The sequence below is a fragment of the Microbacterium flavum genome (assembly GCF_018717645.1).
Lineage (GTDB): Bacteria > Actinomycetota > Actinomycetes > Actinomycetales > Microbacteriaceae > Microbacterium > Microbacterium flavum.
This window is the reverse complement of record NZ_JAFLHG010000016.1, coordinates 1-13,379: the sequence shown is the minus strand read 5'-3', so window position 1 is coordinate 13,379 and position 13,379 is coordinate 1. Positions and strand designations below refer to the sequence as shown.

Below are 13,379 nucleotides of genomic sequence, written 5' to 3'. Positions count from 1 at the left end.
ATGCTCGGCGCGCAGGACCCCCTTCCGGGACGCCCGCGACGGATCCTCGTCGCGGGCGTCTCCGGCGTCGGCAAGACGACCTTCGCCGGCCGCCTCGGTGACCTTCTCGGCGTGCCGCACACGGAGATCGACGCGCTCTATCACGGCAGCGGGTGGGAGCCGCGCGCGGAGTTCCTGTCCGACGTCCGCGGGCTCGTGGCGGGCGACGCGTGGATCACCGAATGGCAGTACTCCGACGCGCGGCCGCTCCTCGCCGAGCGGGCGGAGCTTCTCGTGTGGCTCGACCTCCCGTTCCTCCGCGTGACGCTGCCCCGCGTCATCCGCCGCACCCTGCGGCGACGTCTCCGCCGCGAGGAGCTCTGGAACGGGAACGTCGAGCCGCCGCTGCGCACCTTCTTCACCGACCCCGAGCACATCGTGCGCTGGGCATGGTCGACGAGACGGACGTATGCGGAGCGGATCCCGCTGCTCCCCGCCCGGTACGACGACCTCCACATCGTCCGCCTCGGCTCCGTGCGTGAGGCGGAGCAGTGGCTCCGATCCCTGGCGGCGACGGCGCTCAGCCGGCCGGAGCCGACAGACCCAGCACCGGGAAAAGCACCGTGAAGCCCGCGCTGAGCCCTCCCGAGAGCGCATCGCCCGTGTGGCCGGCGCCCGGCACGTCGGCACGCACGACCGTCATCCCCGCGCTGCGCGCCGCGGCGGCCACGGTGTCCGCGGATGCCATGTACTCGGGGTCGGCCGACCCCGCCGTGAAGACCGCCGTCATCCCGCTGTAGCTCCCGGGTGCGGCGGCCGCGAGGATGTTCACCGGTTTGGATGCCTCGAACGCCGCCCCGTTGCCGCCGTAGATCACCTTCGTGATGTTCGCCGGCTGCTCCGAGCCGGGGAACGGCTCGCCCGAGACGTCCAAGATGTTCTTCCACAGCTGCGGATCCTGCGCCCCGAAGGTGATCGCGCAGCCGCCTCCGTTCGAATATCCCGCGATCGTCCAGTAGGCCGGGTCGTCGATGACGTGGAGATTCTTCATGGCCCAGTTCACGACGTCGACGGTGACGTACGTGCGGGCCTTGCCGTAGGCGTCCGAATCCGCGCACGCGGTGTCGTTGACCGCGGCGCCCAGCTGATCGGCGACGACGACGATCGGCGCGAGACCCGCGTGCTGCGCGGCGAACGTGTCGAGCACGTCGCTGATGACCGTCCCGTCGGGTCCCCCCGGATGCCCCATCATCATCACGACGAGGGGCAGCGCGGGCGCGTCCTTCACGAGCGCCGCCGGCGGCAGGTAGATGCCCGCCGGGCGGGCGTCGAAGCCGGAGACGGTCGCGGGGATCGTCTGGCTCCCGCGCTGACCGACCGCCGGCATCCCCGCCGGCGACGTCCACGACTCGTAGAGCGGCGTCGACGGAGCCCCCGTGGCGTCGCCGCTGTCCGTGGGCAGGTCGATCGTGGAGGTGATGCCGAAGAGGCTTCCGAGGGTCGGATTGAGACCGAATCGCATATTCGCCCCGAGCACGCCCGCCAGGAGGAACACGACGACCGCGACGATCGAGACGACCCTCCGCCAGGCGCGGGCAGCGACCAGACCGCCGAGCGCGAACCCGGAGGCGGCGAAGGCCGCGGCGGCCCAGTGCCACACGAAGGTCGGAGCAGCGTCGCCGAAGACATTCGTCACGTTCACGACGCGGTAGGCGCCGTAGCCGAGCACGGCGCCCAGAATCGCACCCCCCACCGCCCACAGCAGGGCGCGCGGCGTCCAGCGACGGACGGCCAGCACCACGATGAGGGCGACGGCGAGCACGAAGACCGTCACGGGCACGGCGCCGTCGGCGATCGGCAGCCGCGTCAGATCCATGCGGCGACTCTATGACCCGCTCACCGAGATCCCGCTGAATGCCCCGGACGCGCTTTCCGTCGGGCCGGAAGAAACCCCCGGGCATCGACGCTGGTGTTCTCCGAGGATGCCGTGAATAATAGTGGTATGACCACAGGTCGCCCCACGGGCTACAGCGCTATCTCCAGCTACTCGCGCGTCGAGATCCTCCATCTCGTGCAGGATCGCGATCACCGCACCGTCTCCGAGCTCGTCTCCGCGACACGGCTGCACCCCAATACCGTGCGCGAGCACCTCCAGCGGCTCATGGAGGACGGCTACGTCGTCTCCGAGACCGAGCATCGGACGACCCGCGGGCGCCCCCGCGTCCTCTACTCGGCGACCGACGGGGTCACCTCCTGCAGCCCCGTGCAGCGGCGCAAGGCCCGTGCCGCCGCCGACCGCGGCGACCTCATGCGCCGCGTCATCCCCGGCTCCGCGCCCGAACTCGACACGGCCGCGCTCCACCAGATCGATGCTCTCGTGGAGGACCTCGTGGATGCCGGTTTCGACCCCCTCGTGGACGAGGACGAACTCACGGTCGAACTGACCCCCTGCGCGCACGCCTCGTCCCAGGCATCCCACCGCGACGTCCTCTGCAGCGTGCACCTGAGCATCATGCAGAGCGTCCTGAGCTCCGCAGAGGGCCCATTGTCGGTCGACGGGATGCGCTCCTCGTGCGACCCGCGCGAGTGCATCGTCCAGTTGCTGCACGCCGCGCAGAAGCCCTGACCCGCGCTCCGGGTCGCACACCCGAGTCCCGCACCCGGGTCGTGGGCTTTTTCACGGCCCACCCCTGACAGACCTGAGCACTCCCTGTGTACCTTCAGTCACAAGGAAGACGGGGGCTCAGACCTCCCGACCATGAGGAAGGACCGAGATGGATTTCCTGGATCCGCTGCTGCTCGCCCGCTGGCAGTTCGGCCTGACGACGCTCTACCACTTCATCTTCGTGCCCCTCACCCTCGGCATGTCCCTGTTCGTGGCGATCTTCCAGACCATCTGGTACCGCACGGGGAACGTCACGTGGCTGCACCTCACCCGGTTCTTCGGGAAGATCTTCCTGATCAACTTCGCGATGGGCATCGTCACCGGGATCGTGCAGGAGTTCCAGTTCGGCATGAACTGGTCGAGCTACAGCCGCTTCGTCGGCGACGTGTTCGGCGCCCCGCTGGCCTTCGAGGGCCTCATGGCCTTCTTCTTCGAGGCGACCTTCATCGGCCTGTGGATCTTCGGGTGGAACAAGCTCCCCAAGGGCGTGCACCTGGCGACCATCTGGATCACCGTGGTCGGCACGTGGCTCTCGGCGTACTTCATCCTCGCCGCGAACGCGTTCATGCAGAACCCCAAGGGCTACCAGATGTCCGCCTCGGGACACCGCGCCGAAATGGCCGACTTCGGGGCGGTCCTCACCAATCCGGTCGCCCTCACCCAGTTCCCGCACACCATCTCGGCGGCACTGATGTTCTCCGCCGGCGTCGTGATCGCGGCGGCCGCATGGCACCTCTCCCGCGGGCGCAACCTCGAGACCATGCGCCCGGCGCTGAAGTTCGGACTGTGGGGCATGATCATCGGCTTCGTCGCCGTCTTCCTCTCCGGCGACCAGCTCGGCCTCGTCATGGTCGAGACCCAGCCGATGAAGATGGCCGCCGCCGAGGCGCTCTTCAACTCCGCCTGCGGGGCGGATGCCTCCTTCTCGATCTTCTCGATCGGCACCCCCGACGGCACGGGTGAGATCTGGTCGCTCCGGGTCCCCTACGCCCTCGCGTTCCTCTCGACGCACGACTTCACCGGCTGCGTCGAAGGCATCAACGACCTCAACCACCTGTATGCGACGCAGATGTTCCCGCAGTTCGCCGATCAGGTGGACGGCAACTTCGCGCCGATCCTGTGGGTCACGTACTGGTCGTTCCGCTGGATGATGGGCTTCGGCATCCTCGCCACCGCGATCGCCGCCGCGGGCCTCTGGGTCACGCGAAAGAGCGCGAAGCGCCCCGTTGCCGGGTGGATGTGGAAGCTCGCGATCTGGCAGGCGCCGCTGGCGCTGTTCGGCATCCTCGTCGGCTGGATCTTCACCGAGATGGGCCGTCAGCCGTGGATCGTCTTCGGGCTGATGCTCACGCAGGACGGCGTCTCGCCGAACGTCCCCGGCTGGACGGTCCTCATCTCGCTCGTCGCCTTCACCCTCGTGTACCTCTCGCTGGCGATCGTGGAGTTCGGCCTCATCTTCAAGACCGTGCGCGAAGGGCCTGCCCCCCTGCCCGACCCCGGCGCCCCCGACCCGTCCGACCTCTCGGTCGAAGAGACGCCTTCGACGGTGTACTAGGAGCTGACATGGACCTCGCAACCCTCTGGTTCTTCATCGTCGGAGTTCTCTTCGTCGGCTACTTCGTCCTCGACGGCTTCGACTTCGGCGTGGGCATGTCGCTCCCGTTCCTCGGCAAGGACGAGGTCTCCCGCCGTCAGGTGATCAATACGATCGGCCCGGTGTGGGACCTCAACGAGACCTGGGTCATCGTTGCCGGCGCGTGTCTGTTCGCCGCCTTCCCCGAGTGGTACGCGACCCTCTTCAGCGGGTTCTACCTGCCGCTCCTGCTCATCCTCCTCGCCCTCATCGTCCGCGGCGTCTCCTTCGAGTACCGGCATCAGCGCGACGACATCGCGTGGAAACGTCGCTTCGACGGGATGATCACGATCGGGTCGGCCGTCCCCGCGCTCCTCTGGGGCGTCGCCGTCGGCAACATCGTGCAGGGCGTGCCGATCGACGCGGACAAGAACTTCACCGGCTCGCTGTTCACCCTGCTGAACCCCTACGGGCTCTGGGTCGGCGTCACGACGCTGCTCCTCTTCTTCCTCCACGGCGTGTACTTCGTCGGGCTGAAGACGGACGGCCAGGTCCACCACGACGCGCAGGCGCTGGGCAAGAAGCTCGCGATCCCGACGGTGATCTTCGCTGCGGGCTGCGTCGTCTGGACGATCGCCATCGCCGCGGGCCGTGAGGCACCGCTCCTTCCGGCCGTGATCGCGTGCGGCGTGATCGCCGCCGTCGCGCTTCTCGCCTCGATCGCCTTCAACTGGGTCGATCGCGACGGCAAGGCCTTCGCCGCGGGCGCGGTCACGATCGTGTTCGCGGTGCTGACGCTCTGGCTCGCGCTCTTCCCGTACGTCATGCCCGCCTCGAACGACCCGGCGAACAGCCTCACGATCGCGAACGCCTCGTCCACGCAGATGACCCTCGAGATCATGAGCTGGGCGGCCCTCGTCTTCCTGCCGCTCGTCCTCGCCTACCAGGGCTGGACCTACTGGGTGTTCCGCAAGCGCATCACCCGCACGATGATCGAGAAGGCCGAGGCCTCCGCCCACTGACCCCATCCCCCTCCTCGCCTCCCCTCCCCACCGGGGCACCGCTTCGCCGGGGCTGGGCGGCGGGGGCGGGGCGCGGGTTTCGTAAGGCAGGATCGAACCATGGCATCCGACGCGGCATCCGCGCGCGTACGACCGGTCGACCCGCGTCTCGTGCGCTACGCATCCGCCTCGCGCGCGTTCTTCGTCGCGATCGCTGCCGTGGGCGTCGCGCAGACCGCTGTCGTCGTCGCCTTCGCATGGCTGCTGACGCAGGCGATCACCCGCGCCATCGGGGGAACCTCCTGGGCGGAACTCACCACCGTGCTCGTCGCCCTCGCGGTCGTCGCCGCGCTCCGGGCGGTGCTCCTCTGGGCGCGCGAGTCGCTCGCCGCGCGGGCGTCGGCACGGGTGCAGCTCCAGCTGCGCGAGCGGCTCGTGGGTGCGGTCGGACGGCTCGGACCCGGATGGCTCGCCGGACGCAACACCGCGAAGCTCGCCGTCACGGCCGGGCGCGGGCTCGAGGCCCTCGACGCGTACTTCGGCCGCTACCTTCCGCAGCTCGTCCTCACCGTCATCGCGACACCGGTCCTCGTCGCCGTGATGTGGTGGCAGGACTGGGTATCGGGGCTCACGGTCCTCCTCACGCTCCCCCTCATCCCCCTCTTCATGGTGCTGATCGGGCTCGCGACGCGCACCGTGCAGCAGAAGCAGTGGCAGACGCTCGGGCGACTGGCCGCGCGCTTCGCCGACACGGTCCAGGGCCTGTCGACCCTCAAGGTGTTCGGCCGCCAGCACCGGGCCGCCGCCTCGATCGAGAAGGTGACGGATGCCTACCGGGGCGAGACCATGCGCGTGCTGCGCGTGTCGTTCCTCTCCGGCTTCGCGCTCGAGCTGCTGGCATCCATCTCGGTCGCGATCGTCGCGGTGTCGATCGGCTTCCGCCTCCTGGACGGCTCCCTCACGCTCGGGGTCGGCCTGTTCGTCCTCCTCCTCGCGCCCGAGGCCTACCTGCCGCTGCGTCAGGTCGGGGTGCAGTTCCACGCCGCCGCCGAGGGCGTCGCCGCGACCGACGACGTGTTCGCGGTGCTCGACGCGGCATCCGCCCGCGCGGGCGAAGCGGACGCCGCGGGCGTTCCGGCCTCCACCGGCGCTCGGGAGGAGATCGGCACTCGGGAGGGCAGTTCGGCCCTCATCGGTCCTCCCGAACGCCGAAACCCTCCCGTCGGCCCGCCGACGACCGGGCTGCTCGAGGTTCGAGATCTCCGCGTCCACCGCGGTGACCTGCTGCTGCCGTCGGTGACGTTCACGGCGGCGCCCGGCACGGTCACCCTCATCGAGGGCCCGAGCGGCTCCGGCAAGTCGAGCCTGCTGGCCGCTCTCCGCGGCGCCGCCTCCTTCGAGGGCGAGGCGAGCCTCGACGGGATTCCGGTGGTGCGGCTCCGCGCATCGGACTGGCTCGCCTGGGCCGGCCAGCAGCCCGGCCTCATCGCCGGCACGATCGCCGCCGGCGTCGCCCTCGGCGACCCCGCGGGCGAGGGCGACCCCGCCCTCATCGCGCGCGCACTGGACCTGGCCGAGGCCCACGGACTCGACCCCGCGCAGGAGCTCGGCGTCCAAGGCGCGGGCCTCTCCGGCGGCCAGGCGCAGCGAGTCGCCGTCGCGCGAGCCCTCTACCGGCACCTCCGCGGGCTCGCCCCGGTCATCGCTCTCGACGAGCCCAGCTCCGCCCTCGACGCCGAGACCGAGGCGCGGCTGTGGACGAATCTGCGCGGCGTCGCGGATGCCGGGGCCACCGTGCTCCTCGTCTCGCATCGCCGCTCCGCGCGTGCGATCGCGGACCGGATCCTCAGCCTCGCGGCGCGTCCGATCGCCGGTCATGCGGAGGTGCCCGTATGACCACCGCCACGGACATCCTGCGCCGAGCCATGCCGCCCCTCCGGCGGTTCTGGCCGGGCGCCGCGTCGGGGTTCCTCTCCGAGGCATCCGCCGTCGCCCTCCTCGCCTGCAGCGCGTGGCTCATCGTCCGCGCGAGCGAGCAGCCGGCGGTCATGTACCTCTCCGCGGCGGTCGTCGGGGTGCGGGCCTTCGCCCTCAGCCGCGCCGCGTTCCGCTACACCGAGCGCCTCGCGAGCCACGACGCTGCCCTGAGACAGCTGGCCGTGACCCGGAGCGACCTCGTGCGCCGGCTGATCCCGCTCGCCCCCGACGGGCTCACCCGCACTCGGCGCGGGTCGGTGCTCGGCGCGCTCGTGGACGACGTCGACGAGCTGCAGAACCTGCCGCTGCGGGTCGTGCTGCCGCTCGCGTCCTCGACTGCCGTCGCCCTCGGCGGGGTGATCCTCGTCGCGTTCGTCTCCCCGCCCGCGGCGCTGACGCTCGTCGGATGCCTCGCCGTCGCCGCCCTCGTCGCGACCGCGTGGGGATGGGCGTCCGGATCGCGCGCCGAGCGCGAGGTCGCCCCGCTGCGCGCACGGCTCGCCGATGCGGTCCTCGACCATTTCGCGAGCCTCGACGTCCTCGCCGCGTACGGGGCCGAGGATGCCAGCGCCCGCCGGATCTCCGCTGCCGACGCCGCCCTCCGGCGCGCCGTCACCCGCCGCGCCGGCGCCCAAGCCGGAACTGCGGCCCTCGTCTCGCTCCTCGCGGCCGCGGCGTCGCTCCTCGCCGTGCTCGCCTGCGCCCCCGCCGTCGGGGACGGATCGCTCACGGGACCGGCGTTCGCCGTCGCGGTGCTCGTGCCGATGGCGGTGTTCGAGGTGTTCGCCACCGTCCCCGCGGCCGCGGCCTCATGGCGCCAGGTGCGGGCGGCCGCCGAGCGGATCGCCGCCGCCGTCCCGGACGAGCTCCCGGCCGGCATCCCCGCCGATTCCCCTCCCTCGCCGTCGCCGACCACCGCCGCTGCCCCGCCGTTGGGCGACGGGATCGTGCTGCGCCGGGTGGCGGCGCGGTGGCCGGCATCCAGCGACGACACCCCGGAGGCTCTCCGCGACGTGGACCTCACCGTGGCGCCGGGCGAGCGCGTCCTCGTCGAGGGATCGAGCGGAGCGGGCAAGACGACCCTCGCGCACGTCCTGGTGCGCTTCCTGGACCTTTCGGCGGGGACGTACACGATCGGAGGCACGGACGTCGTGATGCTCGATCCGGACGATGTGCGTCGGACGGTCGGGCTGTGCGAGCAGCATCCGATGCTCTTCGACGAGGACATCCGCCAGAACCTTCTGTTCGCGCGTGACACGGCGAGCGATGCCGAGCTCGAAGCCGTGCTCGCCCGCGTCGGTCTCGGCCCTTGGCTCCGCGAGCGGGGCGGGCTGTCCGCGCGGGTCGGCGAGCGCGGCGCACTCGTCTCCGGCGGGCAGGCGCAGCGCATCGCGCTGGCCCGCGCGCTCCTGCACGGCTTCCCGCTGCTCGTCCTGGACGAGCCGACGGCGGGTGTCGACCCCGAGGCATCCGACGCCCTCCTGCGCGACCTGCTCTCCGCCGTCGACGCCGACCGCGCCGTCATCCTCATCTCCCATGTCGCCGTCCCACCCGGCCTCGTCGACCGCACCGTGCACCTCGTCGACGGCCGCATCTCCGGCTGACCGGCGCGGCCTCGAGCGCCCGCGCGACGCGCCCCGCGTCCCGTCGGCAGGCTCGATCGACCTCAGCCCCGCCGCCGCGAGCCCCGGGTGCGCATCCGCCCTGCTTTCGGAACCCCGGATGGCCGGAACCTGCCATCGGGCCGTTGCGATCCGCCTGCCCGCGCATCGGCCCGGTCGACCGCGTCCCGCGTCCCGTCGGCAGGCTCGATCGACCTCAGCCCCGCCCCCGCGAGCCCGGGGTGCGCATCCGCCCTGCTTTCGGAACCCCGGATGGCCGGAACAGAGCCCGGAACCGCGGAACCGCGGACCGCGGAACCGATCACCACGCCCCACGTGGCGCCGCCGGCCCCACCGGAGCCGAGGCCCCGCGACATGGCCGCGTCAGATGGTACGCCCGAAGGCGACGACGTCCTCGTGGGACGGGATCCGTTCGAAACCGAGGCGCGGGTAGAACGCGATGGCGCCCTCGTTTCGCGCGTCGGCGGCCAGGTGCAGGCCCGTCACACCCCGGTCGCGGAGGGCGTCGACGAGGGTCTCGATCAGGCGGCGACCGAAGCCCTGGCCCTGCAGCTCGGGGAGCAGGTCGATGTGGAGATGCGCCGGGTAGGTGTCGCCGAAAGGCTCCGCCCCGGCGCGACGCCCGTACGCGTACGCCACCGTCCCGTCCTGACGCGTGCGCTCCCCCTCGGGAGCCGTCGGCCGGGGCCACCGCTGCGCGAACCGCGGCCACCACTCGCCCGCGAACCAGTCCTCGAACGCCCGCGTGTCATCCGTCCCCACGACGTATCCCGCGACGCGGCCGTCGTCGGTCTCGACGACGAAGGCGAGGTCCGGATGCCGCGTCACGTACGGGATCACGAACACCTCGCCCCACAGGTCGTCGTCGTCGAAGACACCCGTGGCGTCGGCCCCGGCATCCGCCGTGCGCAGGCAGATCTCCGACAGCGCGGGCTCGTCGCCGGAGCGGAAGGGACGGATCACGGGCATCTGCCGAGTTTAGGATGCCGCGGCAGGTGCCGCGGCCGCCGATGCCGCGTCCGCCGACTCCGCGGCAGCCGAATCCGCCGCCGCCGACTCCGCGGCAGGGTCGGCCGCGTCGATCCCAGCACCGGACTCCCCCGCACCGGGCGCGCCTCCCTCGCGCGCGGCCGCTTCGGCGGCCTGCGTGATCCGCTGCGCCATCCCGCTGAAGATGAAGCCGTGGAAGGGCAGGACGGCCAGCCAGTACAGCCGGCCCGGGAGCCCGGAGGGGAAGAACACCGCGCGCTGCCGATAGACGGAGCCGCCCTTCCCGTCCGGCTCACAGGCGAGGTCGAGCCAGGCGAGACCGGGTACCTTCATCTCGGCGCGCAGGCGCAGGAGGTGCCCGGGGTCGACCTTCTCCACGCGCCAGAAGTCGATGACGTCGCCGACCGCGACGCGCGACGCGCTCCGCCGGCCGCGCGACAGCCCGACGCCGCCCACGATCCGATCCATCCAGCCGCGGATCGCCCAGAGAAGAGGCGCCGAATACCATCCGTTCGTCCCGCCGATCCCCGAGATGACGGCCCACAGATCCGACACGGGTGCCGATGTGGGCGCCACCTGGACGTCGGTGTAGACGGTCCGGCCGGCCCAGTCGGGGTCCGACGGCAGGGGGTCCGACGGGACGCCGCTGACCTCGGCATCCTGCCAGCTCGTCTCGACCGAATCGGCCTCGACCCGTCCGAGCGCGAGGGCGACGGCGCGCCGGTACGGCGTGAGGCCGCCCTCCGGCTGCGGGATGAGGGTGTCGATGTCGTGGTCGTCCATGACGCAGTCATGCTGCAGCGAGGCGATGAGCGGGCGGGCGATGGACCGTGGCACGGGGGTGACCACGTTGACCCAGTGCGATGCGAGCCCGGGAGTGAGGACGGGCAGAGGAGCGATCGGGCGCTGCGGGAGCCCCGCCTCGACGGCGTATCCGTTCATCATCTGGCCGTAGCGCAGCACGTCCGGCCCGCCGATGTCGACGGCGCGATTGATGTCCGCGGGTACGCGCGCTGCGGCCAGGAGGTAGTAGAGCACGTCGCGCACGGCGATCGGCTGGATGAAGTTGCGCACCCAGCGCGGTGCGGGCATGTACGGCAGCACCTCGGTGAGGTGGCGGATCATCTCGAACGATGCCGAACCCGACCCGATCACGACGCCCGCCTGCAGCTCGAGGGTGGGGACGCCGCTGTGCAGGAACACCTCGCCGACCTCGACGCGCGACCGCAGGTGCGGGCTGAGCTCGACGCCCTCGGGGTGGAGCCCGCCGAGATAGACGATGCGGCCGACGGATGCCGCGGCTGCCGCCCGCGCGACCGCCTGAGCGGCTTCGCGGTCGGCGTCCTCGAATCCGGCGCCCTGACCCATGGAGTGGATGAGGTAGTAGAGCACGTCGACGTCTGCGCACGCCTTCTGGAGGGCTGCGACGTCGGTGGCGGAACCGGTCACCGACTCGACACCCGCGGACCACTCGAAGGCGGCCAGCCGCGCGGGGTCGCGCACCAGCACGCGCACGCGGTAGCCGGCGGCGATTAGGCGCGGGACGAGCCGCCCGCCCAGATAGCCGGTCGACCCGAGGACGAGCGCGAGCGGCGGCTCGCCGCCTGGCCGGGGAGCGGCGCGCAAGGCCTCTTCGCGCCCGGTGGGCGTGGACAACTCGTGCGTCGACGACTCGGTCATGGCTCGAGGCTACGTCCGGGCCACCGCCCACGCGACGGGCTTGCGCCCCGGCATCCGCGACGGTAGGTCACGACGCTCGGTGACAGTGACAGCGACAGCGACAGCGACGCTCGGCGTCAGCAGCGGCGCGCCGCGTCCGCGCTTCCGCGCCTGCGCGTCTCAGCGCCTCCCCGTGCCGAACATCCCGCGGATGACGGAGTTCAGGATCGTCTGGGTCGTCTTCGAGTTCAGCACCTGGTCGAGCGGGGAGGGATCGGGCTTGCGCGTCGTGCGCGTCCGCGATGCTCCGCCGGATGCCTTCATCAGCCGGTCGTACTCCCGCTGCTGTTCCTTCTCGGCCGCGGCCTGCGCCTTCTGCGCCGCGGCCTGCTGCTTGTCGAGCTCCTTCTGCGCCGCGGCCTGCGCCTTCGCCGCCTGTTCCGCGGCATCCTTCTCCGCGGCCGCGTTCATCTTGGCCGTGAGGATCTCCCGCGCAGATTCCGGGTCGATCGCTGTGCCGTACTTCGCGAGGAGGGGCGACGCGTGCACGGCCCGCTCGATGTCGGGGTCGGGCGTCGGCGACATGAGTCCCTGGGGAGCGCGCAAACGCGTCCACGCGACGGGCGTCGGGGCGCCCTTCTCGCTCATCACCGTGACGATGGCCTCGCCGGTGCCGAGCTCCTGCAGCACGCGCTCGAGGTCGTAGCCGCTCTTCGGGTAGGTGCCCACGGTCGCGCGGAGCGCCTTCGCATCGTCGGGGGTGAACGCGCGCAGCGCGTGCTGGATGCGCGATCCGAGCTGGGCGAGCACGTCTCCGGGCACGTCCTTCGGCGTCTGGGTGACGAAGAAGACGCCGACGCCCTTCGACCGGATGAGGCGGACCGTCTGCGTGATCGAGGACAGGAAGTCCTTCGAGGCGTCTTTGAACAGCAGGTGGGCCTCGTCGAAGAAGAAGACGAGCTTCGGCTTGTCGAGGTCGCCCACCTCGGGGAGGATCTCGTAGAGCTCGGCGAGCAGATACATGAGGAACGTCGAGAACAGAGCCGGCTTGTCGGCGACGCCCGGCACCTCGAGCAGAGAGATGACACCGCGCCCGTCGGGGGCGGTCCGCAGGAAGTCGCGCACATCCAGCTCGGGCTCGCCGAAGAACGTGTCCGCCCCGTCGTCGGCGAAGGTGATGAGCTCGCGCAGGATGACGCCGGCGGTCGCCGCCGACAGTCCGCCGAGGTCCTTGAGCTCGCCCTTGCCCTCGTCGCTCGTGAGCCAGCTGAGCACGGCGCGGAGGTCGGACAGGTCGACGAGGGCGAGCCCGTTGGCATCCGCGTAGTGGAAGACGAGGCCGAGGCTCGATTCCTGCGTCGCGTTGAGCCCGAGGACCTTGCTCAGCAGGAGCGGGCCGAAGCCGGAGACCGTCGCCCGCACAGGCACGCCCTTGCCGATCCCCCCGAGGGCGAAGTACTCGGTGACGGATGCCTCCGGCTTCCAGTCCTGACCGATCGCCTTCGTCCGGGCGAGGAGCTTGTCGCTGGGCTCCCCCGGAGTGGCGACTCCGGACAGGTCGCCCTTCATGTCGGCCGCGAAGACCGGGACGCCCTTGGCCGCGAGCTGCTCCGCGAGCCCCTGCAGGGTGCGGGTCTTGCCGGTGCCGGTCGCGCCGGCGACGAGCCCGTGCCGGTTCATCATCCCGAGCGGGATCCGGATCTGCGCGCCGACGACGGGGTCGGTGTTCATGAGGGCGCCGAGGTCCAGGGTGCCCCCCTCGAACGAGTACCCCTGGGTGATCGCGGAGATCTGATCGGCGTCGAGCGGGCCGGCGGAGGGCTCAGGCGCCTCGGGCGCGGCGGGCGCGGCGGGCGCCGGCTCGGGCGCGGCGGGCACCTCGGGTGCCTCGGGCGCGGCGGATGCCTCGGGAG

The 13,379-nt window shown here is 71.5% G+C and carries 10 protein-coding genes; 6 read left to right on the top strand and 4 right to left on the bottom strand.

Annotation, left to right across the window (positions count from 1 at the left end; genetic code table 11):
- Nucleotides 1–606 (top strand): P-loop NTPase family protein, encoded by a 606-nt coding sequence (locus J0P97_RS14310; RefSeq protein WP_215488469.1) that lies wholly within the window; start codon nucleotides 1–3, stop codon nucleotides 604–606.
- On the opposite strand, the gene J0P97_RS14305 is transcribed toward J0P97_RS14310, so the two are convergent.
- Nucleotides 560–1,855, bottom strand: coding sequence for an alpha/beta hydrolase (locus J0P97_RS14305; RefSeq protein ID WP_215488468.1), 1,296 nt, complete (start codon nucleotides 1,853–1,855; stop codon nucleotides 560–562). The genes J0P97_RS14310 and J0P97_RS14305 overlap by 47 nt on opposite strands.
- A gap of 126 nt (nucleotides 1,856–1,981) precedes the next feature.
- Here J0P97_RS14305 and J0P97_RS14300 point away from each other — a divergent pair, with 126 nt between their 5' ends.
- The 5 genes from J0P97_RS14300 (at nucleotide 1,982) to cydC (ending at nucleotide 8,799) form a co-directional block, all read left to right on the top strand.
- The gene (locus J0P97_RS14300) at nucleotides 1,982–2,605 is read left to right on the top strand and encodes an ArsR family transcriptional regulator (protein ID WP_215488467.1); all 624 of its coding nucleotides are present in this window, start codon (nucleotides 1,982–1,984) and stop codon (nucleotides 2,603–2,605) included.
- Between the two features lie 148 nt (nucleotides 2,606–2,753).
- Nucleotides 2,754–4,199, top strand: a complete 1,446-nt coding sequence (locus J0P97_RS14295) for a cytochrome ubiquinol oxidase subunit I (protein WP_215488466.1) — start codon at nucleotides 2,754–2,756, stop codon at nucleotides 4,197–4,199.
- Between the two features lie 8 nt (nucleotides 4,200–4,207).
- On the top strand, nucleotides 4,208–5,239 hold the full coding sequence (cydB, locus tag J0P97_RS14290) for a cytochrome d ubiquinol oxidase subunit II (RefSeq protein WP_215488465.1): 1,032 nt from the start codon (nucleotides 4,208–4,210) through the stop codon (nucleotides 5,237–5,239).
- Between the two features lie 99 nt (nucleotides 5,240–5,338).
- Nucleotides 5,339–7,114, top strand: coding sequence for a thiol reductant ABC exporter subunit CydD (gene cydD, locus J0P97_RS14285; RefSeq protein WP_215488464.1), 1,776 nt, complete (start codon nucleotides 5,339–5,341; stop codon nucleotides 7,112–7,114).
- Nucleotides 7,111–8,799, top strand: coding sequence for a thiol reductant ABC exporter subunit CydC (cydC, locus tag J0P97_RS14280; RefSeq protein WP_215488463.1), 1,689 nt, complete (start codon nucleotides 7,111–7,113; stop codon nucleotides 8,797–8,799). Before cydD ends, cydC begins: the two co-directional genes overlap by 4 nt.
- A 381-nt stretch (nucleotides 8,800–9,180) precedes the next feature.
- Here cydC and J0P97_RS14275 read toward each other — a convergent pair whose 3' ends face one another.
- The 3 genes from J0P97_RS14275 to J0P97_RS14265 all read right to left on the bottom strand — a co-directional run.
- Nucleotides 9,181–9,786 (bottom strand): GNAT family N-acetyltransferase, encoded by a 606-nt coding sequence (locus J0P97_RS14275; RefSeq protein ID WP_215488462.1) that lies wholly within the window; start codon nucleotides 9,784–9,786, stop codon nucleotides 9,181–9,183.
- A 9-nt stretch (nucleotides 9,787–9,795) separates the two neighbouring features.
- Nucleotides 9,796–11,487, bottom strand: coding sequence for an SDR family oxidoreductase (locus J0P97_RS14270; RefSeq protein ID WP_215488461.1), 1,692 nt, complete (start codon nucleotides 11,485–11,487; stop codon nucleotides 9,796–9,798).
- Nucleotides 11,488–11,646: 159 nt separating this feature from the next.
- Nucleotides 11,647–13,379, bottom strand: a 1,733-nt coding sequence (locus J0P97_RS14265) for a helicase HerA-like domain-containing protein (protein WP_215488460.1), incomplete at its 5' end; no start/stop codon positions are given.

Bases quoted from the DNA above. Each gene is read 5' to 3' on its own strand.
- J0P97_RS14275 (WP_215488462.1), bottom strand. From the start codon at position 9,786: ATGCCCGTGATCCGTCCCTTCCGCTCCGGCGACGAGCCCGCGCTGTCG.
- J0P97_RS14310 (WP_215488469.1), top strand. From the start codon at position 1: ATGCTCGGCGCGCAGGACCCCCTTCCGGGACGCCCGCGACGGATCCTC.
- J0P97_RS14295 (WP_215488466.1), top strand. From the start codon at position 2,754: ATGGATTTCCTGGATCCGCTGCTGCTCGCCCGCTGGCAGTTCGGCCTG.
- cydC (WP_215488463.1), top strand. From the start codon at position 7,111: ATGACCACCGCCACGGACATCCTGCGCCGAGCCATGCCGCCCCTCCGG.
- J0P97_RS14305 (WP_215488468.1), bottom strand. From the start codon at position 1,855: ATGGATCTGACGCGGCTGCCGATCGCCGACGGCGCCGTGCCCGTGACG.
- J0P97_RS14270 (WP_215488461.1), bottom strand. From the start codon at position 11,487: ATGACCGAGTCGTCGACGCACGAGTTGTCCACGCCCACCGGGCGCGAA.
- J0P97_RS14300 (WP_215488467.1), top strand. From the start codon at position 1,982: ATGACCACAGGTCGCCCCACGGGCTACAGCGCTATCTCCAGCTACTCG.
- cydD (WP_215488464.1), top strand. From the start codon at position 5,339: ATGGCATCCGACGCGGCATCCGCGCGCGTACGACCGGTCGACCCGCGT.
- cydB (WP_215488465.1), top strand. From the start codon at position 4,208: ATGGACCTCGCAACCCTCTGGTTCTTCATCGTCGGAGTTCTCTTCGTC.